Source organism: Burkholderia sp. BCC1638, assembly GCF_902833195.1.
GTDB classification, from domain to species: Bacteria; Pseudomonadota; Gammaproteobacteria; order Burkholderiales; family Burkholderiaceae; genus Burkholderia; species Burkholderia diffusa.
Genome location: NZ_CADFEC010000011.1, coordinates 35,285 through 59,880, shown reverse-complemented (window position 1 = coordinate 59,880; position 24,596 = coordinate 35,285). Strand labels below are relative to the sequence as shown.

The window sequence follows — 24,596 nt, the reverse complement described above, 5'->3', positions numbered from 1 at the left end:
GGATCCGGAGCGGCGCTGCTAGACTGGATCGGAAGATCGACTGCCGCCGTCTGCCGCACCGCAACGCGCGGTGCGCGGGCGGCGCGGCGCCCGCCCCCTTCCCTGCGCGAGGATCCCCGATGAGCGCCTCCCGAATCGACGCCGTCCGCGACGGCCTGTTTCGCGCCACGTCCTACGTCGACACGCTGAACCTGAGCTTCAGCCAGTTCTTCGTACGATCGTCGCACGGCGACGTGCTGTGCGTCGAAACGGGCACGCGCTCCAACTTCACGCAACTGAGCGCGGCGCTCGACACCGTCGGCATCGCGCCGTCGATGGTCAGCAACGTGATCGTCCCGCACTTCGAGGCCGACGAAATGGGCGCGCTGCCCGACTTCCTCGCGGCCAACCCGGCGCTCGTCGCGTACGGACATCCGATGTGTACATGGGGGCTCGCCGACGTGTTCGGCGTGCGCGCGATTCCGTTGAAGGACGGCGAGCCGACGACGCTGTCGGGCATCGACGTCGTGCCGGTCTTCACGAAGCACGTGCATCAGTGGGATGCGCTCGTCGTGTATCTGCCGGCGTACAAGGCACTGCTGTCGTCGGACATCCTGATGCGCTTCGGCAGGGAGGAGACCGACGACCCGCTGCCGGCGATCCTCGACGCGATCACGCGCTCGGACTACCTGCCGTCGCTCGCGCACCTGGCGAGCGCGCTGCGCCGCATCCAGGCGCTCGATCTCGACATCATCCTGCCGATGCACGGCCCGGCGATCACGCACGACATTGCGCGCGTGATCGCCGGTGTGATCGCGTATTGCGAGGCGGCCGCGGCGTAACGCACGCGCTGCCGCGTGCGGCCGCCGGACGCCGGCCGCCCGTCGCCGATCAGACGCCGGTCACGACGAATTCGGCGGCCGCCTTGCTCTGGATAGCGGCCATCACCGCGAGTTCGCGCTTGCTGCGCGGCTCGCCGGATATGACGCCCGTCGCATGCTTGGCCTTCGCGCCGAGCGGGAAGAACACGAACGACGCGCCGGCCGGCGCATCCGGCTCGGCACGCAGGCGTTTGTTCAGAATCTTCAGGTACTTTTTCTTCGAGACTTCCTTCGTTGCCATGGCGCCCTCCACATGAACGTGATGCTGACCAGCATACCAGTTTTGCCCCAGGGCTCCGACGCGCCGCCGCACGATCGCCCCGTACCGGAATCGGCCGGCTTGCGCGACTCGCCGCGCCGCGCCGCGGCCGTTACCGGTGCCATTCACATCCGGTCGCACGCGCGAGCGAATCGTCCACGCCGGGCGCCTCGTCCGTTACGTGATGCTGCGAACGCCTGCCGCCTCCCCGTCGTCGGCGATCAAATTTTTTGCAGGCGATGTCGATTCGCGCGATCGTCACGCGTCGTAGTGTCGTAACCGATCGTTTTGCCGTCCGCACGGCCGGCCGATTGCGGATTCCCCCTTTCCCGTTCAAGGAGTAGCGACAATGCGCGTCATGGTGATCGTCAAGGCAACGGCCTTTTCCGAAGCGGGCACGATGCCCGATACCGAACTGCTGGCCGCGATGGGCCAGTACAACGAGGCACTCGTGAAGGCCGGCGTGATGCTGGCCGGCGAAGGGCTGCACCCGAGTTCGCGCGGCAAGCGCGTGCACTTCTCCGGCAAGGACCGGACCGTCATCGACGGCCCGTTCGCCGAGACCAAGGAACTGATCGCCGGCTACTGGTTGTGGCAGGTGAGTTCGATGGAAGAAGCCATCGAGTGGGTCAAGCGCTGCCCGAATCCGATGCCCACCGAATCGGACATCGAGATCCGCCAGGTCTTCTCGCCCGAGGACTTCGGCGAGGCATTCACGCCGGAACTGCAGGAACAGGAAGCACGGCTGCGCGCGGAGTTGGACGCCAAGCACGGCGCGTAAGGGTAGCCCGGCCGGGGCGCAGCAGCGCAATCGAAACAGGCGCCCTGGCCGAATCCTCTGCATAAACGGATTGACGGCGCCTCGCCGAGTAACGTATCGTTTTGATACGTTACTCGGCGAGGCCTTGTCATCATGCATTCTCGTTTCGACCGCTTTCGCGCGACACCCCTCGGCGTGCAGCTCGAAGCGCTGATTACGCAACCCGGACGCTATGTCGAATTCGCGGCGCTGTCGCGAGTCGGCGTCGCGGCGATCGGCGCGATCCAGCACGAGATCGCGCACAAATTCCCCGAAATTGAAGCTGATACGACCGCCCGACAGTTCTGCGGCGCGATGGTCGCCGACGTGATGCGCCGCCACGGGCACGACGTCGTGCAGGCGCGCGGCCGGATCGGCGGCGCGTTGTTCAGCTACGGCGCGGTATTCAGCGCGTTTCCGCTGGTGTTGCCGTTCGCCGACGTCGTCGCCACGCTGGCCGCGATGCCCGACCGGGTCGCCGCATATACCGCGCACGTTCCCGCCGCGCTGATCACGCGCCGCCCCGCCGGCACAGGCTTCTCGCTCGTCGAGCATGCATGCCACCTGCGCGACCTCGACACGGTGTTCGCCGAACGCATCGAAGTCGTGCGTGCGCACGAACTGCCGGTGATCGCCTCCGTCGACGGGACGGCACTCGCCGCGCAGCGCGACTACCTTGCACAGCCGCTCGACGACGCGCTTGCCGCGTTCCGCACCGGGCGCGCCGCGCTATGCGCGACGGCCACCGCGCTGCGGCCGTCGGAACTTGCGCGCTGCGGGCTGCGCGACGGCATCCGCCGGATGTCGCTCGACGAGCTCGTGCGCGAACTGCTCGACCACGATCGCACCCACGTGCTCGAACTCGACGAACTGCTCGCCGAACTCGAATTGCCGCCCCTTCCGTCGTCAACCGCCCAATGAGCCCGCCCACCCCGCCCGTCGTCTTCGTCCACGGTTTCATCGGCACGTTCGACGTGCCCGAATGGCCCGGCCCGCATCTCGCCCCCGACCTGCTCGGCTACGGCATCCATCGCGACGCGCCGTTCGACGCGATCACGCTCGCCGCACAGGTCGAGCATCTGCGGCAGGCCATCGACGCCCACTTCGGTGCGCAGCCGGTCGATATCGTCGGTCACTCCGTCGGCGGTGCGATCGCGATGCTGTTCGCTCATGCGCATCCAGCGCGCGTGCGCCGGATCGTCAACGTCGAAGGCAACTTCACGCTCGACGATGCGTTCTGGTCGGCGTCGGTCAGTCGCATGTCGGCCGCGCAAGCCGACGCGATGCTCGACGGCCTGCGCGGCGATCCGTTCGGTTGGTTGCGCGGCTCGATCGACGATCCGTCGCCACGCCAGCTCGTCGATGCACGCCGCTGGCTCGCACATCAGCCGGCGTCGACGCTGCGCGCGATGGGACGCTCGGTCGTCGCGACGACGGGCGAACCCGAATATCTGCAGGCGCTCGCCGACGTATTCGAGCGCCATCCGGTGTGGCTCGTCGCGGGTGAACGCTCGCGTGCGGGCTGGCACGTGCCGGACTGGGCGCTCGCGCGCTGTGCCGGCTTCGAAACGATCGCCGGCTGCGGGCACCTGATACCGGCCGAGCGGCCCGCCGCGTTCCGGGAGACGCTCGCGCGCCGTCTCGCCTGACGCGGACGGTCGCCCGGCTGCGCGCCCGCCACCTGACAATCCGTAGGTTTCGCCGAAATATGGCTGAAAGGGACGATTGCTAGAGTCGCTGAACAGGGTTTTCCCGATGCGAGGCTCCATGAATCTGGTACGCGCGTTCTGGCTACTGCTGCTGCTCGCTGCCGCGGGCCCGGCCCTCGCCTATCAGGCGCGGGTCGTCGCGATTCCGAGTGCCGCGATGAACCAGACGCTGAAGGCGACCGTCGTGCTGCCCGACGACTACGCACGCCTGCGCCACGGCCCGGAACGCGGCGTCGAGCGCTTTCCGGTCGTCTACCTGTTGCACGGCTCCGGCGGCGACCACACCGACTGGACCGCGAACACGCACATCGCCGCGTTGGCCGATCGCTACCGCGTGATCCTCGTGATGCCCGACGGCGGGCACGAAAGCTGGTACATCGACAGCCCGTTCGATTCGGGCAGCCGTTACGAAACCTTCGTCGGCGACGAAGTCGTGTCGTATGTCGACATGCACTTCAGAACGATCGCGACCAAGGGCGCACGCGCCATCACCGGGCTCAGCATGGGCGGCTTCGGCGCGCTGCGCATCGCGCTCGACCGGGCCGACACCTTCGGCGCGGTCGGCAGCATCAGCGGCGCGGTCGATCCGCGCTGCTGCGAGGACGAACCGGGCATCGACCACGTATTCGGCGACCCCGGCCGCCATCCGTCGTTCTGGAACCGCAACGCGATCGTCGAAAACGCGCGCGCGTTCGTTCGCGCGCATCTGGACCTGACGATCGACTGCGGCCGCGACGACTCGTTTGTCGGCTCGAACCGCACGCTGCATCAACGACTCGTCGCGCTCGGCGTGCCGCACGACTATGCGGAGCGTCCGGGCGGACATACATGGGACTACTGGGCGCACGCGATCCGCTACCAGATGCAGTTCTTCGCGACGTCGTTCCAGCACGGCGGCTACGCGTAGCATCCGGTCGGCGCGACTCGGCATAAGCAGAAGTGAAAGCGGAAGCCGCGAATCGAGTTCAGTTGCCGTGCGCCGCATCGGCACTCACCACGCGATCGAAGCACTCCTGCGCACGCGCCAGTTCGTCGAGCGCGCGATCGAGGCGCGACATCGCACGCGCATATTCGGCCGACGAAACGTCGTCGTCGCTTTCGCCGCGCACGGCGCGAAACGCCTGGTCGACGTTGCGCGTCGCTTCGACGAAACGTTGAGCCGCCTGGGCTTCCCGCGAACAGATGTGGGTCGACATCGACACTTCTCCCTCAGGATTGCAGCGTGAAGCAAGCCGACGCACCACCGTACGTGGTGCGCATGTCGGCGGCGTGAACGACGACGAGCAGCCTGTCGACACGCGCGCGACCGCGCGGCACGCTTCGTGGCGATTGTCGCGCGACGCTTGCCGATCCGCTACGGCGAGATTGCAACAAATTCTTGCGCACGCGGCGATGGCGGCCACATGCATGCGTATCGTTGCACGCACATTCAGCGATCCTGCTTCGCGTCACGCGCCGCACATGCGCGGCGAGAACGTCATGCGCGCCCGATGCGCGGATGCGCGAGACCGCCGAACGCGGCCGCTTCGCCGGGCGACAGATCGAACAGATCGCCGGTGAGCTCGCGCGGATGCTCGGCCGTGGGCCGGCTGCGCAGTCGCGCGCCATGCGTGGGCGCGACGTAGGCGGCCGCCGTTTCGATCGGCGGCACGTCGAACAGGTCGCGCGTGACGCCGCGCACGGCATCCGTCGGCGAACGGCCGCGCAAGCGCGCGACCAGCTCGACGAAGCGATCGAAATCGCCGGCGCGCGTCGCCTTGTTCACCTCGGCAAGATCGCGCGCCTTCAACACGCACGGCTGCGCGAGCCGCACGAAATACGGCGCTTCGAGTTCGACCGACAGCGCGAGCGGATAGCTCTTGCCGGTTTGTTCCTTCGCGCGCCCGATGCAGTCGACCACGGCCGCGCCCTGCGCGACGCCGAGCGGCTTGCCCGTGCTCACGCTGCGCAGATGATCGGGAAATACGCGCAGTTGCGTGCCGACCGTCAGTGCGGTGGACGATGCGCAGACGAGTGCGTAGTGCTGTTCGCGCCGCCGGCCCGACGGCAGCGTCGAGCGACTCGCGATGAAGGTGTGCGGCGGCAGCGGCCGCACCTGACCGCTGGCGTCGACCCATGCATTCCACAGCAGCGCGTCCTCGCGCCTGCGCTCGCCCGACCGCGAGCGCGACGCGACCGGCGAAAACAGCGCGAGCAGCGAGCCCGTGCGATGCGCGGCGACTTGCGCGCTGCTGCCGAGCGGCTGGTTGATCCCCCACAGAAAACGCCCGCCCCCGAGCCGGCGCTCCCATTCCTTGCGGAGCACGACGGTCGGCAGTTCCTCGCCGGACTCGGTACCGATCTTCGTCCAGCAGAACGTGGGAGGGAGGTGTTTCAGTGTCATCAACTTTCTCGGGATACAGCCTCGCTGGTGACAGCAAGCCCATTCAACAACCGTAACTGTATAGGTATAATGCATCGCATGGAAGCCCCGGACCACGATTTTCCTGTACAAGACCTGTTACGCCGTCTGATGGCGGACACGCGCTCGTCCAGCGAAATTGCGCGGCTTTCCGGCGTCAGCCAGCCGACCGTGTCGCGCCTTCGGCTGTCGAACGGGCACCGGCTGCGACGCAGCGCGCCATTCAACAAGCTATGCAGTTTCTATGGCGTCGATACCCGCCCGGCGCGCCGCCGGTACAACGACCTGCTGCGCGACGCGATCGTCGACGCCTGGGACGGCTCCGACGAGCACGGGCGCGCGCTGCTGGTCGTGATCCAAGGGTTGAAGGATCTGCAGGCGAAGGCCGACGACGGGTGACCCTCACCGGCGTTCGTGAATGGAAGGAAGGCTGAAAGCACCAGCGAGCGGGCGATGGCGAAGACGATTCGTCATCGCCCGTTTTGCATCGGCCGATGCAGCGCGAAGCGGCGGCCGGCGCATCGCCGAACACACGCGCCGCCAGCACGCCCCACGCGCCGCATCGACGGCGCTTCAAATATTTTTTACTCACGGTTAAAAAAGTTTGACACGCCGTTTTCACTGAGATAACTTTTGCGCAAGCTTCCGGAAAGCAAACGCGAACCGGCAAGCCATCACGATGCGCGGCGCGGCCGAAACCGCCGATCCGTTTCATTCCGTCGCCGCACGCGCGTCGCATCGTGTTTTTCCGCAGCGCAGCACCGCAGCTCGCAACATCCCCGTCTCATCGAATGATGTCGTTCCGTCTCACCTGGAAGGACGCGCGGCATGCGCACATTTACTTTGCAGTCCTGCATGACGTGCCGTACGAAGCCGCTGCTTTCCAGCCGGAACATATCGCACGGCGTTGTCCCGATGGTGCGGTTTTCTTGTCGTCGCATGCAGTAATCGGCCCGGCCCGCAGGGGGCGTATCGCGGAACGGTCGTATCCACACAATCAAAAGAACGAGGTCGGCAATGCAATTTCATTTCAGAGGATCGCGCCGCGCATGGCTACCCGCGCTCGTTGCAGCCGCGACGCTCGCCGCGTGCGGCGGAGATGACGGCGGCAGCGTGGCGGGCGTGTCCGCGCTCGCGCAAGGTCAAGGGCAAAACCAGGATCAGCAAGGTGACAATGCGCAAGGGCGCGTGTCGCCGTCCGGCGTCCCGTACGCGAATCCCGCCAGCGGCGGGCGCTACAAGCCGGTGATCGCCAACGGCCAGGTACAGCCGTCGCTATCCGGCGGCACGATCGAGGAAAACGCGTGGGTCGACACGCCGGTCGACTCCGACGGCGACGGCACGCGCGACCGCATTCACGTGCGCATCGTGCGTCCGTCGGAAACCGCCAACGGCGCACGCACGCCGGTCATCGTGCTCGCAAGCCCGTACTATGGAGGGCTCGCCGACAGCCCGAACCACGACGTCGACGTCGAACTCGACGGCACCCCGCATCCGGCCGCCACTGCGGCGGCGGCAGCCACCGGCGCCTCCGCGCGCATCATGGCCGCGGCGCCGCAGACGCGCATGCTGCAGCAGCTCGAGGCGGCCGCGGCCGGCCGTTCGTGGATCGAGGGCTACTTCATTCCGCGCGGCTTCACGATCGTGTATGCGGATTCGCTCGGCACCGCCGGTTCCGACGGCTGCCCGACGATCCTCACGCGCGACGAATCCGTCGCGATGGCGTCGGTGATCCGCTGGCTCGGCCGCGATGCCGCCGCGAAGGATGCGAGCGGCAAGCCGGTCGTCGCGAACTGGTCGACGGGTCACGTCGGCATGTACGGCGTGTCGTACGACGGCACGCTGCCGAAGATGGTCGCGAGCCTGCGCACGCGCGGGCTCGACGCGATCGTGCCGATCGCCGGCCTGTCGAACATGTACGGCTACTACCGCTCGGGCGGGCTCGTGCGCGCGCCGGAGGGCTATCAGGGCGAGGACGTCGACGTCTACATCAAGGCGCTGCTGACCAACGCGCATCCGGAGCGCTGCACGCACCTGATCGACGAGGCGTTGCAGCAGGAAGACCGCAAGACGGGCGACTATTCGGCGTTCTGGGCCGCACGCGACATTCCGACCGCACAGGCGGTCGCGCCGGCCCTCGTCGCGCAGGGGCTGACCGACGACAACGTGCGCGTCGACCAGTCGACGTCATGGTATCTGGCGATGCGGCGTCAGGGCGTGCCGACGCAGCTGTGGCTGCACCGCCTGAAGCACACCGACCCGACCCGCGTGCCGGCGATGGCCGATGCATGGACCGCCGAAGTGAACCGCTGGTTCACGCGCTACCTGATCGGCGTCGACAACGGCGTCGAACGCGATTCGCGCGCGGTGGTCGAGCAGGCCGACGGCACGCTGCTGAAGGAAGCCGACTGGGCGGCGCGGCACGCCACGCCGGTCGCGTACTTCGCGGGCGGCGACGGCACGGGCACCGGCACGCTGTTGCGGCTGCCGAGCGGCGGTCCGCTCGCGCGCTTCACCGACGATGCGTCGATCCCCGCGCTCACGCTGGCGAACGCCGCGACCGGCGAGCATCGCAGCCGCTTCGAGACGGCGCCATTCGCGGCCGCGACGCGCCTGTCGGGCACCGCGACCGCACGCGTGCGGCTGACCTTCACCGGCGTCGCGAACGTGACGGCATTGCTGGTCGACCGCGCCCCGGATGGCTCTGCAACGATCGTCACGCGGGCATGGACCGATCCGCGCAATCGCGTGTCGGACTGGTTCTCGCAGCCCGTACTGCCGGGGATGCCGTATGACCTGAAGCTGACGTTCATGCCGCGCGACTACAAGCTCGAAGCGGGTCACAAGCTCGGCCTCGTCGTGCTGTCGAGCGACAACGAGGCGACGCTGCGGCCGACACCGGGCACGGGGCTCGCGCTCGATCCGGCCGGCACGTCCGTGACGGTGCCGCTGGTTTCGTCCTGAGCCGGCGCGGTCGATCGGCACGACTGACCGCCATGCGCATGCGATCGCTCCCGATCGCATGCGCGTGATGCCGAGTGACACGTATCGAAGGCGCCATGCGACTTTGCTTCACCGTCGAACGGCGCCGTTCTTCATCGGCAACGCGATCGCGTCAGCCATGCGACGCGCATTCCACAGCACTGAATTCGCGGCCGCGACGCAATTTTTTCTCTTGTTGGCGGGGCCGGTTCAACTTCGCGCCGGTGCGCCTTTCACCCCTTTCGCCTTTCACACCCGGCGCCGCCCCGCTCACACCGGCGTCAGCACCGGCTCGCCCGCGAAATGCCGGGCGGCGTTGTCGAGAAACTGCTGGACCGAACGATCCAGCGCCTCCGGCGACCAGCCGCCCATGTGCGGCGTCAGCACGATATTGTCGAGCGCCGTGAGCGCGCGCGGCGGCTCCGGCTCGCCTTCGTACACGTCGAGCCCGGCGCCTGCGATGCGCCGTTCGCGCAGCGCATCCGCCAAAGCAGCGGTATCGACAACGCTGCCGCGCGACACGTTCACGAGAAAGCCGCCGGGGCCGAGCGCGTCGAGCACCGTGCGATCGATCAGATGACGCGTGCCCGCGCCGCCCGGCGTCGCGACGATCAGGAAATCGGCCCATTGCGCGAGCGCATCGACACGGTCGAAATAGCGATGCGGAACAGCCTTCGCGGAACGGTTGTGATAACCGATCTCGATGTCAAAGCCAGCCGCGCGCCGCGCGCATTTCTCGCCGATCTTGCCGAGCCCGACGATGCCGAGCTTCTTGCCCGACACGTTCGGCGGCATCTGCAGCGCGTCGCGCCATACGCCGGCGCGGGTGTTCGCATCGAGTTGCACGACGTTGCGCACCGCCGCCAGCAGCAGCGCAAACGCGTGATCGGCGACGCAATCGTCGTTGGTGCCCGCGCCCGTCACCACGGTGATGCCGCGCGCCTTCGCATGCGCGACATCGATGTGCTCGTAGCCCGCGCCGAGCGCGCTGACGAACGTGAGCTGCGGCAGACGATCGATTTCGGCGGCAGTGAGGCCCGTGCTGCCGTTGGTCAACACCGCGCGGATCGTGCTGCCGTGTTCGGCAATCGCGCGCGCGCGTTCATCGGCGGTCGGTGCATGATGGACGTCGTATGACGCGGCGATCTGGCGCTGCGCGTCGTCGCGCAGCGCGATAAGGACCAGCAGCTCAGGCTTCATGTCAGCAAATGTCCGCAGGCGGGAATGCGTTCCAGTGTAACAACGGCGCGTGACGCGTGCGGGTTACCCCCACGCGCGCTGTGGACGTGCCGCCGCACATGGTTTGCCAAAGCCGACTCAGTCAAGTAACTTTCGGCGTAACGTCCCCGTTCTGGAGATTGGCCCCGATGAAGCTCGCCCTGCCCGCCCGAATCCTGGGCCTCGCGTTCGCCGCCGCTGTCGTGGCACCCGGCGCGCACGCCGACACGCCCGTCGTGGTGTCGTCGAAAATCGACACCGAAGGCAACCTGCTCGGCAACGTCATCGCACAGGTGCTGAAGGCCCATGGCATCCCCGTCACCGAAAAGATCGCGCTCGGCACGACCCCGATCGTGCGCAAGGCGCTCACGAGCGGCGAGATCGATATCTACCCCGAATACACGGGCAACGCGGCGTTCTTCTTCAACAAGGCCGACGATCCCCTGTGGAAGAACGCGAGCCAAGGCTACGACACCGCGAAGAAGCTCGACTATGCGGCGAACCATCTCGTCTGGCTCGAACCGGCGCCCGCGAACAACACGTGGGGCGTCGCCGTGCTCGCGCCGGTCGCGCAAGCGCAGCACCTGAAGACGTTCTCCGATTTCGGCAAGTGGATCGCGGGCGGCGGCAAGCTGAAGCTCGCGGCGTCGGCCGAATTCGTGAACAGCGCGTCCGCGCTGCCGTCGTTCGAGAAGGCGTACAGCTTCAAGCTGAAACCGGATCAGCTCGTCGTGCTGTCGGGCGGCGACACGGCCGCGACGATCAAGGCCGCCGCGAACCAGACCGACGGCGTGAACGCGGCGATGGTGTACGGCACGGACGGCGGGATCGCATCGAGCGGCCTCGTCGTCCTCGACGACGACAAGCACGTGCAGCCCGTCTACGCGCCGACGCCGGTGATTCGCGAAGTCGTGCTCAAAGCGCATCCGCAAATCGCCGAATACCTGAAGCCGGTGTTCGCAAGCCTCGACCTGAAGACGCTGCAGACGCTGAACGCGCGCATCCAGATCAACGGCGAACCGGCCGCCGGCGTGGCAAAGAGCTACCTGAAGTCGAAAGGCTTCGTCAAGTGACGGGTCGCGCGGTGCCGTCCGCGCGGCGCGTCACGCTCGACAAGGTCGGCATCCTGATCGGTGTCCTGACGATCGTGGCGGTATTCGGCATGCCGTTCATGGTGCTTCGGCCGAACCGCATCGCGGCCGGCACGGGGCTGTCGGCGTTCGCCGCGCTGCCCGCCGTGCAGGGGGCCGCGCTCGCCGCGTTGTGGGTCGTCGGCGCGTTGTGGGCGATGACGGCGAGCCGTCCTGCATGGCGGCTCGCGGCCGGCTGCACGTGGCTCGCGACACTGGCCTACGCGGTCGGCGCCGCGGCGACGCACGTCGTTGCACCCGACGACGTGCTCGCACGCGTGTCGCCCGCGGCAGGCGCCTGGCTGCTGCTGTTCGCGTGGGCCGTGCTGGTGGCCGACGCACTCGCGCGGCTCGCTTTCGGCCCGTGGCGCCGCCTCGTCGCACTCGTCGTCGCGATCGCAGCGATATCGCTGCCGCTCGCGAGCGGCTGGTGGGACGGCTTGTCCGTGATGCGCGAATACGCGGTGCGCAGCGACGACTTCTGGCGCGAGGCGATCCGGCACGTGTCGCTCGCGGGTGGATCGGTCGCGGCCGCGCTCGTCGCGGGCCTGCCGCTCGGCATCGCGTGCGCGCGGGTCGCGCCGGTGCGCACCGTCGTGATGCCGGTGCTCAATATCGTGCAGACGATCCCGAGCATCGCGATGTACGGGCTGATGATGGCGCCCCTCGGCCTGCTCGCCGCGCACGTGCCGCTCGCGGCCGCGCTCGGCATCCGCGGGATCGGCGTCGCGCCGGCCGTGCTCGCGCTGTTTCTCTACTCGCTGCTGCCGATCGCGTCGAGCGTCGTGGTCGGGCTCGAGCAGGTGCCGCCGCATGTGACCGAAGCGGCTCGCGCGATGGGCATGACGCGCGCGCAGCGGCTGCTGCGCGTCGACCTCGTGCTCGCATTGCCGGTGATCCTGAGCGGCGTGCGCATCGTGCTCGTGCAGAACATCGGGCTGACCGCGGTCGCCGCGCTGATCGGCGGCGGCGGCTTCGGCACCTTCATCTTCCAGGGGATCGGGCAATCGGCCGCCGATCTCGTGCTGCTCGGCGCGATCCCGACGATCGCGCTCGCGCTGGCGGCCGCCGTCGTGTTCGAAGCCGCGACCACGCTCGCGAAGGGACGTACCGGATGATCGAGATCGAACGCATCGGCAAACGCTTCGGCGACGTCGTCGCCGTCGACGACGTATCGATGACGATGAAGCAAGGCACGATCACCGCGCTCGTCGGCGCATCGGGCAGCGGCAAGTCGACGCTGCTGCGAATGATCAACCGGCTGATCGCACCGACCGCCGGCACGATCCGCATCGATGGCGTCGACACCGCGAGCGTGCCGCCCGAGCAGTTGCGGCGGCGCATCGGCTACGTGATCCAGGGGCACGGCCTGTTTCCGCACTGGAGCGTCGCGCGCAACATCGCGACCGTGCCGCGCCTGCTCGGCTGGCCGGCCGCGCGCATCGACGCGCGCGTGCGCGAACTGCTCGACCTGTTTCATCTCGCACCGGCCGAATTCGCGGACAAGCTGCCGCACGAACTGTCGGGTGGCCAGCAGCAGCGCGTCGGCGTCGCACGCGCGCTCGCGGCCGAACCCGCGATGCTGCTGATGGACGAGCCGTTCGGCGCGCTCGATCCGATCATCCGCAACAAGGCGCAGGACGATCTGTACGCGCTGCAGCGCCGCCTCGGCATCACGGTCGTGATCGTCACGCACGATATCGAGGAAGCGCTGAAACTCGGCGACACGATCGCGGTGATGGACGGCGGACGGCTGCTGCAGATCGCGCCGCCGGCCGAGATTCTCGGCAAGCCGGCCGCGGGTGTCGTCGAGCAGCTCGTCGCCGGCGTCGACCGGCCGCTGCGCCTGCTCGCGCTGACGCCGATCGACGCGGTCGCCGAGCCCGGTCACGCCGACGGCGAACCGATCGCCGCGACGCGCACGCTGCGCGACGCGGTGTCCGAGCTGCTGTGGCGCGGAGCGGACGCATTGCCGGTCGATGACGGCAATGGGCGCGATGCGCCGCGCCGCATCACGTTCGACGCGATCCGCACACACGCGAGAAAACCCGCATGACGACGCGGCTCGCGCGTTCGCCCCTGCCGCAGCGGCTGCCCGCGCATGTCGCGCGCGCGGCCGCGTTCGCGCTGCTGCTCGTGCTGCTGTTGCGCCCCGCGTGGCTGCAGGGCGTGTTCGCACCGTTCGCGGACAACGGCGCACCCGTCATCTACGATCGCGCGAGCCTGCTCGACCTCACGCTCGCGCATCTCGGCACCGTCGCGCTGTCGAGCCTGATCGGCACGGTGGTCGCGGTCGCGGCCGGCATCGCGGTGACGCGGCCGTCCGGCGCGGATTTCCTGCCGGTTGCACGCAGCGTCGTCGACATTGGCCAGACCTTTCCGCCCGTCGCGGTGCTCGCGCTCGCGGTGCCGGCCGTCGGCTTCGGGTTGAAACCCGTGCTGATCGCGCTCGTTCTGTATGGGCTCCTGCCGATTTTCGAGAGCACGATCGCAGGGCTCGAAGACGTGCCGCGCGATGTCGTCGACGCCGCGCGCGGGATGGGGATGAGTGGTTGGCAACAACTGGTTTCGGTCGAGCTGCCGCTCGCGTTTCCGGTGATCGTGAACGGAATCCGGCTCGCGGTCGTGATCAATCTCGGCACCGCGACGATCGGGTCGACGGTCGCCGCGCGCGGGCTCGGCGACGTGATCATCGCGGGCCTGCAGACGTCGAACACGGCGTTCGTGCTGCAAGGGGGCGTAATCGTCGGGCTGCTCGCGGTGCTGGTCAGCGATGCGATCGGCGCGCTTGCACGGGTGGCGAGCGCGCGGCGGGCGTAGCACGCATCCGCGATCGCTATCCCGTGCATGAAATGGGGGACGCGTGAGAAAATCCTGCCGCGCTTCATCTGGACTCCGATACGTGTTGGTGCAACGATCGAGTCTGGCCCGAGCACGCGCCGACAAAAGCCTACATCACGCTTTCATTCAAGCCCGCGCTCGCACACATCCGACGATTGGCCGATATACTATGCGCCTCTCATTTCCCCGCACTCCACCATGCGACGACGGTTTCTCTGGCTGATCGTGCTTTCGCTCGGCATCGCGCACCAGGCCTCGGCGCAGCAGGCGCCCGCGTTGCCTGCCTCCGCGCCCGAAGCGGCGGCATCCGCGCCGGCCGAGGCCTCCGCCCCGCTCGCGAACGATCAGCCCAACGAAGCAAACCGCCGCATCACGTCCTACCTGACGAAGAAATTCGGTGTCGCAAAAGAGCGTGCCGCGAAGCTCGCCGATATCGTGAGCATGACCGCGACGAAATATTCGCTGCCTCCGGCACTCGTTTACGCCATCATCTCGATCGAATCGCGCTTCCAGGAAAAGGCGCGCGGCCAGCATGGCGCGACCGGGCTGATGCAGGTGGTGCCTTCCGCGCACCGCGGCATGCTGCGCAACGTGAAAGACCTGACCGAACCGAATGCGAACGTCGAAGCCGGCTCGAAGATCCTGTCGGGCTATGTGCGGGCGGCCGGCGGCAACGTGCAGGCCGGGCTGAAAAGCTACGGCGGATCGAATGCGTATGCGGCGAAGGTGATGCAGCGGGTCGACACGTTCCGCTTCGTGCTCGAACCCGAAGACGGCGCGAAGAGCGCGAACGATACGAACGCGCGCATGGTGCCGGTCAGCGATCCGTCGACCGCGGCGCCCGCCGCGAGCCGCAACGCGAAGTAAGCGCACTGCGCACCGCACGTGCGATCCTGAAGCGGCACGACGCACGACGTTACACACCGACCGTCCATTACTCGCGCGCGAACTGCGCACGCAGAAACTCGATGAAATGCTGCGTTTTCGCAGGCAGCAAACGCGTTTCGGTCATCGCATGGACGGGAATCGGCGCGTCGTGACTTCGTCATGACGCGCCGCCTTCAAACGATACGGACTGCTCAGCCCGTCACAGCTGCCCCGCCGCTCCCGTCCACCGCAGGTAATCCCCGCGCGTCCAGTCGAGCGACACACCGACGCGCTTCGTCCCAGGCCGGATCTTCGGCTTGTACATCGACAGCGTCAGCGACTCCAGCGCGGGCCATTCGCGGAACGACATCACCGCGAGATCGGCGACGAGCGTTTCGAGCAGCCGCGTATGCGGCTTGTGCGACAGGAACGACGCGACGCGTGCGCAGTATCCGTCGTAGTCGATCCACTCGCCCTGCTCGCTCGGCTCGCAGCGATACCCGAGCCGCGCGTCGATCACGATCGGCTGCGGCGCCTCGTGCTCGTGCGCGTGGATGCCGATCCGCGCGGGCACCTTCAGTTCGTCGACGAACACGCTCCAGCCACGCCCGCGCAGGCGCGGCGCGTCGATCGCCACGAACGGTTCGTCGAACGGCTTCATGATACGAGCGGCGCCGCGGCGTCGAGCATGATGCGCACGAAATAATCGGCGAAGCTGCGACGCAGGACGATTTCGAACGTATCGTCGCCGGTCGGGATGAGCGTGATCGGCGACTTGAAGTAGTGCGACTGCGCGCACTGGCCCGGCTTGAGCACGCGCGGATGCAGATCGAGCGGGCAGCCGCGCGCGATCACATCGCGCACGCGTTCGCCGCTGACCTCGACCACCGTGTAGCCGCTGCCGACGTCGACGGCCGCCGCATACGAACCCTGCACGGCCTCCGCGAGTTGCGCCTCGAGCACGCCCGCCTGCACGGGCCCGTTCGAACGCACGAGCCACTCGTCGGGACCGAGCCACAGCACGTCGTACTCGGCGCCGCGCGCCACCGTGTTCGGTGCCGACGGCGGCCGGCAGCCGACCACGCGCTCGAACGCGCTGACGAATGCCGGGTCGCTCAGCTCGCCGCGCACGTTCACGAGATCGAGAAACGCCCGCTCGCGCAGCAAGAACTTCTTCGACGCGCGCGCCTGGTGCGGCTTCAGCACATCGGCCGCGCCGACGAACGGCGATTCAAGCGTCACGCCCGCGCCCGCCACTTGCGACTGGTTTCTGGTTTCATTCCACATGCTGGCGCACCCCTTCGGTATCGTAGAAAACCGGGCTCGAGATCTTCGCTGTGATGCGCTTGCCGTTGGCCAGCGGAATCACGACGCTCTCGCCCATCTTGTTCAGGCCGCCCTTCACCACCGCCAGCGCGATCGAGCGCTTCAGGATCGGGCTGTAATAACTCGACGTCACGTGGCCGATCATCGGCGTCGGATCGACCGCCGACACCTGCGTGTCCTTCGCGATGATCTGCGCGCCTTCCGGCAGCACGAACTGTTCGTCCTCGGTCAGCAGGCCGACGAACTGCTTGCGGCCTTCCTTCTGCGTATCGGAGCGCGACAGCGAACGCTTGCCGAGGAAGTCCTTCGACTTCGCGACCACCCCGCCCATCCCGAGGTCGAACGGCGTGATCGAGCCGTCGGTATCCTGGCCGACGATGATGTAGCCCTTCTCCGCGCGCAGCACGTGCATCGTCTCGGTGCCGTACGGCGTGATGTCGAATTCGGCACCTGCCGCCATCAGCGCTTCCCACACCGCGCGGCCCGCATTGGCCGGCACGTTCACTTCATAGGCGAGCTCGCCGGAGAAGCTGATCCGCATCACGCGCGCCTTCGCGCCCGCGACGGTGCCGTTCCGGTAGCTCATGAACGGGAACGCCTCGTTGCCGAAGTCGATGTCCTGGCACACCTTCTGCACGACCTTGCGGCTCTTCGGGCCGACCACCGCGAACGTCGCCCAGTGATCGGTGACGGACGCGAGCCGCACCTTCATGTCGGGCCATTCGGTCTGCAGCCAGCGCTCGAGCCACGTGAGCACGCGCGCCGCGCCGCCGGTGGTCGTCGTCATCATGAAATGCTGGTCGGCGAGGCGCACCGTCACGCCGTCGTCGAACACCATCCCGTTTTCGTCGAGCATCAGCCCGTAGCGGCATTTGCCGATCTCGAGCTTGTTCCACGGGTTCGTGTACATCCAGTTCAGCAGCTTCACCGCGTCCGGACCCTGGATGTCGATCTTGCCGAGCGTCGACGCGTCGAGGATGCCGACGCTGTTGCGCACCGCCAGGCATTCGCGCTTCACGGCCGCATGCAGGTCCTCGCCGTTCTTCGGGAAATACCACGGCCGCTTCCAGTTGCCGACGTCTTCGAACATCGCGCCGTGCTCGACGTGCCATTCATGCACGGCCGTCTTGCGGATCGGGTCGAGGAAGTCGCCCGTCTCGCGGCCCGCGAACGTACCGAACGACACGGGCGTGTAGTTCGGGCGGAACGTCGTCGTGCCCGTTTCCGGAATCGTCTTGCCGAGCGCCTGCGCGAGGATCGCCATCCCGTTGATGTTGCCGAGCTTGCCCTGGTCGGTGCCGAAGCCCATCGCGGTGTAGCGCTTCACGTGCTCGACCGACTCGAAGCCTTCGCGCGCGGCCAGCAGGATGTCGGCGGCCGCCACGTCGTTCTGGAAGTCGACGAACTGCTTCGGCCCGCGTGCGGCGGCCTCGCGGCTGCCGACGAGCCACAACGGCTGCAGCGCGCCTTCGACGGTTTCCGCGACCTGCGGCGCGACGGGGCGCTGCGCGGCCGTGAAGCCCGCTGCCTTCGCCGCTTCGGCGCCCGCGTCGACCGCGAGCCGCAGCGCACGGGCGAGACCGAACTCGCCAGCGGCCGCACCGATGCTCGCTTCCGCCTGCACGGGCTTGCCCGGCAGGAAGCAGGCCTTCTCGTCGTTCCAGCACGCCTTGCCGCCCGACTGCGCGAACAGGTGCAGCACCGGGCTGAAGCCGCCCGACATCGCGACGAGGTCGCACGGCAGCGACTGCAGCTTGCCGCCGGTCTGGCCGTTCGTGTAGGACGCGACGTCGACCGACGATACGCGCCATTTACCCGAAGCAGCCGTCACGACCGCACCGCTCATCACCGTCACGCCCTGCCGCTTCGCGGCCGCGGGCAGCGCGCCGCTCGACGACGCACGCGAATCGACGACCGTCACCTTCGCGCCGCATGCCTTCAGGTCGAGCGCGGTCTGGTATGCACGATCGTTGTTCGTGAACACGACCACGTTGCGGCCCGGCAGCACGCCGTAGCGATGCACGTAGGTGGACACCGCGCCGGCGAGCATCACACCCGGCAGGTCGTTGTTGCCGAACACGATCGGACGCTCGTGCGCGCCGGTCGCGAGGATCACGCGCTTCGCGCGGACCTTCCACAGCAGCTCGCGCGTGCCCTTGCGCATCGACACCGGCTGGTGATCGGTCAGGCGCTGCGTGACCGTCACGAGGTTGTGGTCCTGATAACCGAACGCGGTGCTGCGCGACAGGATCGTCACGTCGGGCAGCTTGCGCAGTTCGGCCTCGATCTTCTCGACCCACTGCAATGCCGGCTTCGCATCGATTTCCGCGCGGCACGACAGCAGGCTGCCGCCGAGTTCGCGCTGGTCGTCGACGAGAATCACGCGTGCGCCGGCCGTCGCGGCCGCATGCGCGGCGGCGAGGCCCGACGGGCCACCGCCGACCACGAGCACGTCGCAGTGCGCGTAGCATTTGTCGTAGCGATCGGCGTCGAGCACCTCGGGCGCCTTGCCGAGGCCGGCGGCCTCGCGGATCTTCTCCTCGTACTTCGGCCACATGTTGCGCGGCCACATGAAGGTCTTGTAGTAGAACCCGGCCGGCATGAAGCGCGAGAACTTCTGGTTGATCGCGTACTTGTCGTTCTCGAGCGACGGCTCCGCGTTCACGCTCGTCGCGACGAGGCCCTGGTACAGCTCGATCTCGGTCGCGCGCGCGTTCGGCACCGTGTACGGGCCGGTCTCGAGCTGCACGACGGCATTCGGTTCCGCGACGTCCGCCGTCACGATCCCGCGCGGACGGTGGTACTTGAAGCTGCGCGCGACGAAGTGCACGCCGTTCGCGAGCAGCGCGGACGCGAGCGTGTCGCCCTGGAAGCCCTGATACGTGCGGCCGTTGAACGTGAACGTCAGCGGAATCGCGCGATTGATGCGGCCACCGGTGCCGAGGCGGTCTTTCTGGCTCATTTGCTCGTGCCCTCTTCGTGTGCGTTGCCGGCGGCTGCGCCGCCGAACTTTTCGTAGCCCTTGATATCGTAGGTCACCGTGTCGCGCGTGACCTTGAACCAGCGGCGGCAGCCCTGCGTGTGCAGCCACTGCTCGCGGTGGATACCGCGCTTGTTCTCGCGCATGAACACGTATTCGCCCCATTCGCGGTCGGTCATGTTCTCGTTCGCAACCGGGCGCACGATGTCGGCTTCACCGCCGCACGTGAACTCGGATTCGGCGCGCGGCCCGCACCACGGACATTCGATCAGCAACATGTTTCTTTCTCCTCGTTCAGTGCGGGGGTCAGTGCGCGACGGCGGCGGCGCCGTGCTCGTCGATCAGGTGGCCCGTGTAGAAGCGGTCGAGCGCGAACGGCGCGTTCAGCGGATGCGGTTCGTCGCGGGCGATCGTGTGCGCGAACACCCAGCCCGAGCCCGGCGTCGCCTTGAAGCCGCCCGTGCCCCAGCCGCAGTTGAAATAGAGGCCCTTCACGTCGGTCTTGGTGATGATCGGGCACGCGTCCGGCGACACGTCGACGATGCCGCCCCACTGGCGGTTCATCCGCACGCGCGAGAACACCGGGAACATCTCGACGATCGCCTGCAGCGTGCTTTCGATGATGTGGAAGCTGCCGCGCTGGCCGAAGCCCGTGTACTGGTCGATACCCGCGCCGATCACGAGGTCGCCCTTGTCGGACTGGCTGATGTACGCGTGCACCGCGTTCGACATGATCACCGAGTTGACCACCGGCTTGATCGGCTCGGACACCAGCGCCTGCAGCGGGTGGCTCTCGATCGGCAGGCGCACGCCGGCCATGTCGGCGAGCGTCGTCGTGTTGCCGGCTGCGACCACCGCGACCTTCTTCGCCTTGATGAAGCCCTTCACCGTATCGACGCCGACCACCGCGCCGCCTTCGCGACGAATGCCCGTCACTTGGCAGTTCTGGATGATGTCGACGCCGGCGCGGTCGGCGCCGCGGGCGAAGCCCCAGGCCACCGCGTCGTGACGCGCGACGCCCGCACGGCGCTGGATCGATGCGCCGAGCACCGGATAGCGGCTGTTGAGGTTGATCGTCGGCTCGATTTCCTTGATCTGCGCGGGCGTCAGGAATTCGGCGTCGACGCCGTTCAGGCGGTTCGCGTTCACACGACGCTCGGTGTCACGCACGTCCTGCAGCGTATGCGCGAGGTTCATCACGCCGCGCTGGCTGAACATCACGTTGTAGTTGAGGTCCTGCGACAGCCCTTCCCACAGCTTCATCGCCTTTTCGTACAGCGCGGCCGATTCGTCCCACAGGTAGTTCGAGCGCACGATCGTCGTGTTGCGCGCGGTGTTGCCGCCGCCGATCCAGCCCTTCTCGAGGATCGCGACGTTCGTGATGCCGTGTTCCTTCGCGAGGTAGTACGCGGTCGCGAGGCCGTGGCCGCCGCCGCCGACGATCACGACGTCGTATTCCTTCTTCGGTTCCGGGCTCTTCCACTGCTTTTCCCAGTTCTCGTGATACGAGAGGCCGTTGCGGAACAGGCTGAATATCGAGTAGCGGCTCATGTTAGTGATCCTTCGTTAGCATTCGATGACGTTCACGGCAAGACCGCCGCGCGACGTTTCCTTGTATTTCGTCTTCATGTCGGCACCCGTCTCGCGCATCGTCTTGATCACCGAATCGAGCGATACGTAGTGCTGGCCGTTACCCTTGAGCGCCATCCGCGATGCGTTCAGCGCCTTGATCGCGCCCATCGCGTTGCGTTCGATGCACGGAATCTGCACGAGCCCGCCAACCGGATCGCAGGTCATGCCGAGGTTGTGCTCCATCCCGATCTCGGCCGCGTTCTCGACCTGGTCGGGCGTGCCGCCCATCACCGCGGCGAGCGCGGCCGCGGCCATCGAGCACGCGACGCCCACTTCGCCCTGGCAGCCGACTTCCGCGCCGGATATCGACGCCGTTTCCTTGTAGATGATCCCGATCGCGGCGGCCGTCAGCAGGAATTCGACGATGCCGGCTTCGTTCGAGCCCGGCACGAACTTCACGTAGTAGTGCAGCACCGCGGGGATCACGCCGGCCGCGCCGTTCGTGGGCGCGGTGACGACCCGGCCGCCCGCCGCGTTCTCCTCGTTGACGGCCATCGCATACAGGTTGACCCAGTCGAGCATCGACAGCGGATCGCGCAGCGACTCCTCCGAACGCGCCCGCAGGCGCCCGTTCAGTTCGGCCGCGCGGCGCTTCACGCGCATCGGGCCCGGCAGTTCGCCCTCGACCTTGCAGCCGCGCTCGACGCACGCGGCCATCGTGCGCCAGATCGCGAGCAGCCCGCCGCGCACCTCGTCTTCCGGACGCAGCGTGCATTCGTTGCGCAGCATCAGCTCGGCGATCGACAGCCCGTGTTCGCGGCACTGGCGCATCAGGTCGTCGCCGGTGCGGAACGGATACGGCACGTCGGCCGCAGCACGCACGCCGTTTACGCGATCGCCGTCGCGGTTCACGACGAAGCCGCCGCCGATCGAGTAATACTCCTTCTCGACGAGCAACTGGCCGTGCTCGTCGAACGCCTGGAAGCGCATCCCGTTCGGATGGACGATGCTGGTGCCGCTCATCAGCTTGCGATAGAAGCCGATGTTCTCCTTCTCGTCGAAGCGAATCGTCTGCTTGCCGAGCAGCGCCAGCGACTTCTCCGCGCGGATCGCCGCGAGCCGGGGCTCGATCAGGTCCGGATCGATCGTGTCGGGCAAATGGCCCTCGAGGCCGAGCAGCACCGCCTTGTCGGTGCCGTGGCCCTTGCCCGTTGCACCGAGCGAGCCGTATAGTTCGACCCGCACGCGGCGCACGAAGCCGAGCAGGTTCGCGTCCTCGATGTGCGACGCGAAGCGGCACGCGGCGATCATCGGGCCGACCGTATGCGAGCTGGACGGGCCGATACCGATCTTGAACAGGTCGAACGCGCTGACGTTCATCTGACTTCCTCTGGGTGGGCGTACGTGGAATGTCGTTGGCATCAGTACATCAAAGCGTAAAATTGGCCGATAGAACAAAAACGGCATCGGCGTGGGATACCGCCGCCAAGCCCCGCGCAGGACGGCCGGAAAGTGCGTTTTGACGATGATTGACGACGAAAAACCACAAGTCGGCCGGCGCGTGCGCCAGCCGGCAACCGTGCCCGCGAACAGACTGCAACGAGTGAGACCCGCCTTCCCGGCGTGACGAGATTGACCGCGATGACACCCGACGTACCCGCTTCCCCCCTCGCCGAACCCGCGCCGCAGCGCATCCGTTTCGGCATCGTGCTGCTGCCGAACTTCACGCTCACGGCCTTTTCGGGTTTCGTCGACATGCTGCGGCTGTCGGCCGACGACGGCGACTACAGCAAGCCGGTGCGCTGCGCGTGGAGCGTGATCGGCGAAACGCTGGCGCCGGTGCGCGCGAGTTGCGGGATCCAGATCACGCCGTGGGAAACCTTCGAGAGCGCCGAACCGTTCGACTACGTGGTCGTGGTCGGCGGGCTGCTGCATTCGGGGCCGCAAGCGGGCCCCGAAACGCTCGACTTCATCCGCCGCGCGGCGACGGGCGGCGCGACGGTCGTCGGGATCTGCACGGGCGTGTTCACGCTGATGCGCGCGAACGTGCTCGACGGCTACCGCACGTGCGTGAGCTGGTTCCACTACTGGGATTTCATCGAGCGCTTCCCGAACGCCGATCCCGACATGCTGATCGCCGATCGCCTGTTCGTGATCGACCGGCGCCGGATCACCTGCTCGGGCGGCCGCGCGTCGATCGACGTCGCCGCCGCGATCCTGCTGCGCCATTTCGATCATGCGACCGTGCAGAAGGCACTGCGCATCCTGCTCGTCGGCGAGATGCAGAAGGGCAATGCGCCGCAGCCGCATCCGCCGGGCCTCGAGCCGGCCACGCACCCGAAGGTCAAGCGCGCGATTCTCCTGATGGAACAGCATGTCGGCCGCGCGCTGCCGCTCGAGGAACTCGCGTGCAAGCTCGACATGTCGACGCGCCAGCTCGAACGGCTGTTCAAGGCCGAGACGGGCAAGAGCCCGCAGGCGTTCGCGAAGCAGGTGCGGCTGCGCACGGCCGCGTGGCTGCTGACCAGCTCCGACCGCACCGTCGCCGATATCGCGTCGAGTTGCGGGTTCGCCGACGCGTCGCACCTCGGCCGCGAGTTCCGCAAGCAGTTCGGCGTGCCACCGGCGACCTATCGCGAGCGCGGCGGGGACGGCGCAGAAGCCGGCGTGCCGGTGACCGCCGATTCCGATCCCGTCGAAGACATCGCCGACTGACGATCACGCGCGCCGCCCGCGCGCGCCCTTTCCTTATCCTGCCTGCGCCCTGGACCTCGCAAGATCGCGGCATTTTCCCGCGATTTGGAACCGGTTCCAGTCAACTTGACCGACGTTGCAGCCCGGTAACCGAGGGTTATCCCGGATGCTGACGCACCTTCAAATTTGTATGATGACCACATCACCTTACAAACCAGAGCGCCATGTTCGAGAAGATTCCCGCCCGTGCGATGAGCGACCACGTCGCGCAGCAGCTGCTGAAACAGATCGAAGTCGGCAGTTTCTCGGCCACCGGCAAGCTGCCGACGGAGGCCGTGCTCGCGCAGGAATTCGGCGTGAGCCGCACCGTGATCCGCGAGGCGATTTCGCGGCTGAAGAACGAAGGCGTGGTCGAGCCGCGCCAGGGCAGCGGCGTATACGTGAACCAGCACGGCGCGATCCGGCCGCTGCGGATCGACTACGCGGAAGCCGTCGAGGCAAGCTCGCTGCCGCACCTGCTCGCGGTGCGCCGCGCGATCGAGGCTGAAGTCGCGGCCGAAGCCGCGCTGCACCACACGGCCGACGACATGGCCGACATCGACGACGCATTGCGCAAGATCGACGACGCGGCGGCCGAAGGGCGCGACGGCGTCGCGGAAGACGTCGCGTTCCACCGCACGATCGCTGCCGTCACCGGCAACCCGTATTTCCTGAAGACGCTGCAGTTTCTGAACCAGTACCTCGAGGCCGGCGTGAAGGTCACGCGGCGCAACGAAGCGACGCGCGAGGATTTCTCGCGGCAGGTGCGCGAGGAACACGCGGCGATCGCCGACGCGATCCGCGCGCGCGACCCGATGGCGGCGCGCAACGCGGCGCGCACGCACATGTATAACGCCGCCCGCCGTCTCGCGGAAGCCGGCATCTGCTGATGAACGATTGCTGAATGCGGCGGCCCGGG

The 24,596-nt window shown here is 67.5% G+C and carries 24 protein-coding genes and 1 pseudogene; 14 read left to right on the top strand and 11 right to left on the bottom strand.

Going from position 1 to position 24,596, the window contains the following annotated elements; genetic code table 11:
- The first annotated feature begins 119 nt into the window (after positions 1-119).
- Entirely contained in the window at positions 120-821 is a 702-nt protein-coding gene (locus tag HWX22_RS15360; protein WP_059600272.1) for an MBL fold metallo-hydrolase, read from the top strand.
- A 49-nt stretch (positions 822-870) separates the two neighbouring features.
- Here HWX22_RS15360 and HWX22_RS15355 read toward each other — a convergent pair whose 3' ends face one another.
- Entirely contained in the window at positions 871-1,101 is a 231-nt protein-coding gene (locus HWX22_RS15355) for a hypothetical protein (RefSeq protein WP_059805456.1), read from the bottom strand.
- A gap of 367 nt (positions 1,102-1,468) precedes the next feature.
- Between HWX22_RS15355 and HWX22_RS15350 the strand changes: the two genes are divergently transcribed.
- The 4 genes from HWX22_RS15350 to HWX22_RS15335 all read left to right on the top strand — a co-directional run bounded on the left by HWX22_RS15350 (position 1,469) and on the right by HWX22_RS15335 (position 4,534).
- The gene (locus HWX22_RS15350; RefSeq protein ID WP_175908761.1) at positions 1,469-1,900 is read left to right on the top strand and encodes a YciI family protein; all 432 of its coding nucleotides are present in this window, start codon (positions 1,469-1,471) and stop codon (positions 1,898-1,900) included.
- Positions 1,901-2,032: 132 nt separating this feature from the next.
- Positions 2,033-2,839, top strand: a complete 807-nt coding sequence (locus HWX22_RS15345; RefSeq protein ID WP_175908760.1) for a DinB family protein — start codon at positions 2,033-2,035, stop codon at positions 2,837-2,839.
- On the top strand, positions 2,836-3,567 hold the full coding sequence (locus HWX22_RS15340; protein WP_175908759.1) for an alpha/beta hydrolase: 732 nt from the start codon (positions 2,836-2,838) through the stop codon (positions 3,565-3,567). Before HWX22_RS15345 ends, HWX22_RS15340 begins: the two co-directional genes overlap by 4 nt.
- A gap of 118 nt (positions 3,568-3,685) precedes the next feature.
- Positions 3,686-4,534 (top strand): alpha/beta hydrolase family protein, encoded by an 849-nt coding sequence (locus tag HWX22_RS15335; RefSeq protein ID WP_175908758.1) that lies wholly within the window; start codon positions 3,686-3,688, stop codon positions 4,532-4,534.
- A 58-nt stretch (positions 4,535-4,592) separates the two neighbouring features.
- Here the strand turns inward: HWX22_RS15335 and HWX22_RS15330 are convergent, their stop codons facing one another.
- Together HWX22_RS15330 and HWX22_RS15325 are read right to left on the bottom strand one after the other, a co-directional pair.
- Positions 4,593-4,823 (bottom strand): hypothetical protein, encoded by a 231-nt coding sequence (locus HWX22_RS15330; RefSeq protein WP_059534347.1) that lies wholly within the window; start codon positions 4,821-4,823, stop codon positions 4,593-4,595.
- Between the two features lie 281 nt (positions 4,824-5,104).
- On the bottom strand, positions 5,105-6,010 hold the full coding sequence (locus HWX22_RS15325) for a hypothetical protein (RefSeq protein ID WP_175915942.1): 906 nt from the start codon (positions 6,008-6,010) through the stop codon (positions 5,105-5,107).
- Positions 6,011-6,088: 78 nt separating this feature from the next.
- Here HWX22_RS15325 and HWX22_RS15320 point away from each other — a divergent pair, with 78 nt between their 5' ends.
- Together HWX22_RS15320 and HWX22_RS15315 are read left to right on the top strand one after the other, a co-directional pair.
- On the top strand, positions 6,089-6,427 hold the full coding sequence (locus HWX22_RS15320; protein ID WP_041490713.1) for a helix-turn-helix transcriptional regulator: 339 nt from the start codon (positions 6,089-6,091) through the stop codon (positions 6,425-6,427).
- Between the two features lie 618 nt (positions 6,428-7,045).
- Positions 7,046-8,992, top strand: coding sequence for a Xaa-Pro dipeptidyl-peptidase (locus HWX22_RS15315; RefSeq protein WP_175915941.1), 1,947 nt, complete (start codon positions 7,046-7,048; stop codon positions 8,990-8,992).
- 288 nt (positions 8,993-9,280) lie between these two features.
- On the opposite strand, the gene HWX22_RS15310 is transcribed toward HWX22_RS15315, so the two are convergent.
- Positions 9,281-10,210 carry a 2-hydroxyacid dehydrogenase gene (locus HWX22_RS15310; RefSeq protein ID WP_175915940.1) on the bottom strand — a complete coding sequence of 310 codons (930 nt, stop codon included), beginning with the start codon at positions 10,208-10,210 and terminating at the stop codon, positions 9,281-9,283.
- A 167-nt stretch (positions 10,211-10,377) separates the two neighbouring features.
- On the opposite strand from HWX22_RS15310, the gene HWX22_RS15305 reads away from it, so the two are divergent.
- From HWX22_RS15305 to HWX22_RS15285, 5 genes are all read left to right on the top strand, one after another.
- The gene (locus HWX22_RS15305) at positions 10,378-11,301 is read left to right on the top strand and encodes an ABC transporter substrate-binding protein (protein WP_175915939.1); all 924 of its coding nucleotides are present in this window, start codon (positions 10,378-10,380) and stop codon (positions 11,299-11,301) included.
- Positions 11,298-12,476 (top strand): ABC transporter permease, encoded by a 1,179-nt coding sequence (locus tag HWX22_RS15300; RefSeq protein ID WP_175915938.1) that lies wholly within the window; start codon positions 11,298-11,300, stop codon positions 12,474-12,476. Before HWX22_RS15305 ends, HWX22_RS15300 begins: the two co-directional genes overlap by 4 nt.
- Positions 12,473-13,414 (top strand): ABC transporter ATP-binding protein, encoded by a 942-nt coding sequence (locus HWX22_RS15295; protein ID WP_175915937.1) that lies wholly within the window; start codon positions 12,473-12,475, stop codon positions 13,412-13,414. Before HWX22_RS15300 ends, HWX22_RS15295 begins: the two co-directional genes overlap by 4 nt.
- Entirely contained in the window at positions 13,411-14,178 is a 768-nt protein-coding gene (locus HWX22_RS15290) for an ABC transporter permease (RefSeq protein ID WP_059688980.1), read from the top strand. Before HWX22_RS15295 ends, HWX22_RS15290 begins: the two co-directional genes overlap by 4 nt.
- 219 nt (positions 14,179-14,397) lie before the next feature.
- Complete coding sequence (locus HWX22_RS15285) at positions 14,398-15,066, top strand: lytic transglycosylase domain-containing protein (protein WP_059688981.1); 669 nt, start codon at positions 14,398-14,400, stop codon at positions 15,064-15,066.
- Positions 15,067-15,133: 67 nt separating this feature from the next.
- Here HWX22_RS15285 and HWX22_RS31990 read toward each other — a convergent pair.
- The 7 genes and pseudogenes from HWX22_RS31990 to HWX22_RS15255 all read right to left on the bottom strand — a co-directional run.
- Positions 15,134-15,229, bottom strand: a pseudogene (locus tag HWX22_RS31990) (LysR family transcriptional regulator); the annotation flags it as partial.
- 57 nt (positions 15,230-15,286) lie between these two features.
- On the bottom strand, positions 15,287-15,727 hold the full coding sequence (locus HWX22_RS15280) for a dihydroneopterin aldolase (RefSeq protein WP_059452158.1): 441 nt from the start codon (positions 15,725-15,727) through the stop codon (positions 15,287-15,289).
- The gene (locus HWX22_RS15275; RefSeq protein WP_059819576.1) at positions 15,724-16,353 is read right to left on the bottom strand and encodes a sarcosine oxidase subunit gamma; all 630 of its coding nucleotides are present in this window, start codon (positions 16,351-16,353) and stop codon (positions 15,724-15,726) included. The genes HWX22_RS15280 and HWX22_RS15275 overlap by 4 nt, the downstream gene beginning before the upstream one ends.
- A complete protein-coding gene (locus HWX22_RS15270) occupies positions 16,343-19,354 on the bottom strand; it encodes a sarcosine oxidase subunit alpha family protein (RefSeq protein ID WP_175908748.1) in 3,012 nt (1,003 codons plus the stop codon). Before HWX22_RS15270 ends, HWX22_RS15275 begins: the two co-directional genes overlap by 11 nt.
- On the bottom strand, positions 19,351-19,650 hold the full coding sequence (locus HWX22_RS15265; RefSeq protein WP_059534095.1) for a sarcosine oxidase subunit delta: 300 nt from the start codon (positions 19,648-19,650) through the stop codon (positions 19,351-19,353). The genes HWX22_RS15270 and HWX22_RS15265 overlap by 4 nt, the downstream gene beginning before the upstream one ends.
- 28 nt (positions 19,651-19,678) lie before the next feature.
- Positions 19,679-20,923 carry a sarcosine oxidase subunit beta family protein gene (locus HWX22_RS15260; protein ID WP_006480591.1) on the bottom strand — a complete coding sequence of 415 codons (1,245 nt, stop codon included), beginning with the start codon at positions 20,921-20,923 and terminating at the stop codon, positions 19,679-19,681.
- 15 nt (positions 20,924-20,938) lie between these two features.
- Positions 20,939-22,324, bottom strand: a complete 1,386-nt coding sequence (locus HWX22_RS15255) for an L-serine ammonia-lyase (protein WP_059534094.1) — start codon at positions 22,322-22,324, stop codon at positions 20,939-20,941.
- A gap of 261 nt (positions 22,325-22,585) precedes the next feature.
- Between HWX22_RS15255 and HWX22_RS15250 the strand changes: the two genes are divergently transcribed.
- Together HWX22_RS15250 and HWX22_RS15245 are read left to right on the top strand one after the other, a co-directional pair.
- Positions 22,586-23,659, top strand: coding sequence for a GlxA family transcriptional regulator (locus HWX22_RS15250; protein ID WP_059534345.1), 1,074 nt, complete (start codon positions 22,586-22,588; stop codon positions 23,657-23,659).
- A gap of 203 nt (positions 23,660-23,862) precedes the next feature.
- Positions 23,863-24,567 (top strand): FCD domain-containing protein, encoded by a 705-nt coding sequence (locus tag HWX22_RS15245; RefSeq protein ID WP_059534092.1) that lies wholly within the window; start codon positions 23,863-23,865, stop codon positions 24,565-24,567.
- Positions 24,568-24,596 lie beyond the last annotated feature (29 nt).

Excerpts from the sequence above, each read along its gene's own strand:
- HWX22_RS15360 (WP_059600272.1), top strand. The coding sequence starts at position 120 with ATGAGCGCCTCCCGAATCGACGCCGTCCGCGACGGCCTGTTTCGCGCC.
- HWX22_RS15355 (WP_059805456.1), bottom strand. The coding sequence starts at position 1,101 with ATGGCAACGAAGGAAGTCTCGAAGAAAAAGTACCTGAAGATTCTGAAC.
- HWX22_RS15350 (WP_175908761.1), top strand. The coding sequence starts at position 1,469 with ATGCGCGTCATGGTGATCGTCAAGGCAACGGCCTTTTCCGAAGCGGGC.
- HWX22_RS15345 (WP_175908760.1), top strand. The coding sequence starts at position 2,033 with ATGCATTCTCGTTTCGACCGCTTTCGCGCGACACCCCTCGGCGTGCAG.
- HWX22_RS15340 (WP_175908759.1), top strand. The coding sequence starts at position 2,836 with ATGAGCCCGCCCACCCCGCCCGTCGTCTTCGTCCACGGTTTCATCGGC.
- HWX22_RS15335 (WP_175908758.1), top strand. The coding sequence starts at position 3,686 with ATGAATCTGGTACGCGCGTTCTGGCTACTGCTGCTGCTCGCTGCCGCG.
- HWX22_RS15330 (WP_059534347.1), bottom strand. The coding sequence starts at position 4,823 with ATGTCGACCCACATCTGTTCGCGGGAAGCCCAGGCGGCTCAACGTTTC.
- HWX22_RS15325 (WP_175915942.1), bottom strand. The coding sequence starts at position 6,010 with ATGACACTGAAACACCTCCCTCCCACGTTCTGCTGGACGAAGATCGGT.
- HWX22_RS15320 (WP_041490713.1), top strand. The coding sequence starts at position 6,089 with ATGGAAGCCCCGGACCACGATTTTCCTGTACAAGACCTGTTACGCCGT.
- HWX22_RS15315 (WP_175915941.1), top strand. The coding sequence starts at position 7,046 with ATGCAATTTCATTTCAGAGGATCGCGCCGCGCATGGCTACCCGCGCTC.
- HWX22_RS15310 (WP_175915940.1), bottom strand. The coding sequence starts at position 10,210 with ATGAAGCCTGAGCTGCTGGTCCTTATCGCGCTGCGCGACGACGCGCAG.
- HWX22_RS15305 (WP_175915939.1), top strand. The coding sequence starts at position 10,378 with ATGAAGCTCGCCCTGCCCGCCCGAATCCTGGGCCTCGCGTTCGCCGCC.
- HWX22_RS15295 (WP_175915937.1), top strand. The coding sequence starts at position 12,473 with ATGATCGAGATCGAACGCATCGGCAAACGCTTCGGCGACGTCGTCGCC.
- HWX22_RS15290 (WP_059688980.1), top strand. The coding sequence starts at position 13,411 with ATGACGACGCGGCTCGCGCGTTCGCCCCTGCCGCAGCGGCTGCCCGCG.
- HWX22_RS15285 (WP_059688981.1), top strand. The coding sequence starts at position 14,398 with ATGCGACGACGGTTTCTCTGGCTGATCGTGCTTTCGCTCGGCATCGCG.
- HWX22_RS15280 (WP_059452158.1), bottom strand. The coding sequence starts at position 15,727 with ATGAAGCCGTTCGACGAACCGTTCGTGGCGATCGACGCGCCGCGCCTG.
- HWX22_RS15275 (WP_059819576.1), bottom strand. The coding sequence starts at position 16,353 with ATGTGGAATGAAACCAGAAACCAGTCGCAAGTGGCGGGCGCGGGCGTG.
- HWX22_RS15270 (WP_175908748.1), bottom strand. The coding sequence starts at position 19,354 with ATGAGCCAGAAAGACCGCCTCGGCACCGGTGGCCGCATCAATCGCGCG.
- HWX22_RS15265 (WP_059534095.1), bottom strand. The coding sequence starts at position 19,650 with ATGTTGCTGATCGAATGTCCGTGGTGCGGGCCGCGCGCCGAATCCGAG.
- HWX22_RS15260 (WP_006480591.1), bottom strand. The coding sequence starts at position 20,923 with ATGAGCCGCTACTCGATATTCAGCCTGTTCCGCAACGGCCTCTCGTAT.
- HWX22_RS15255 (WP_059534094.1), bottom strand. The coding sequence starts at position 22,324 with ATGAACGTCAGCGCGTTCGACCTGTTCAAGATCGGTATCGGCCCGTCC.
- HWX22_RS15250 (WP_059534345.1), top strand. The coding sequence starts at position 22,586 with ATGACACCCGACGTACCCGCTTCCCCCCTCGCCGAACCCGCGCCGCAG.
- HWX22_RS15245 (WP_059534092.1), top strand. The coding sequence starts at position 23,863 with ATGTTCGAGAAGATTCCCGCCCGTGCGATGAGCGACCACGTCGCGCAG.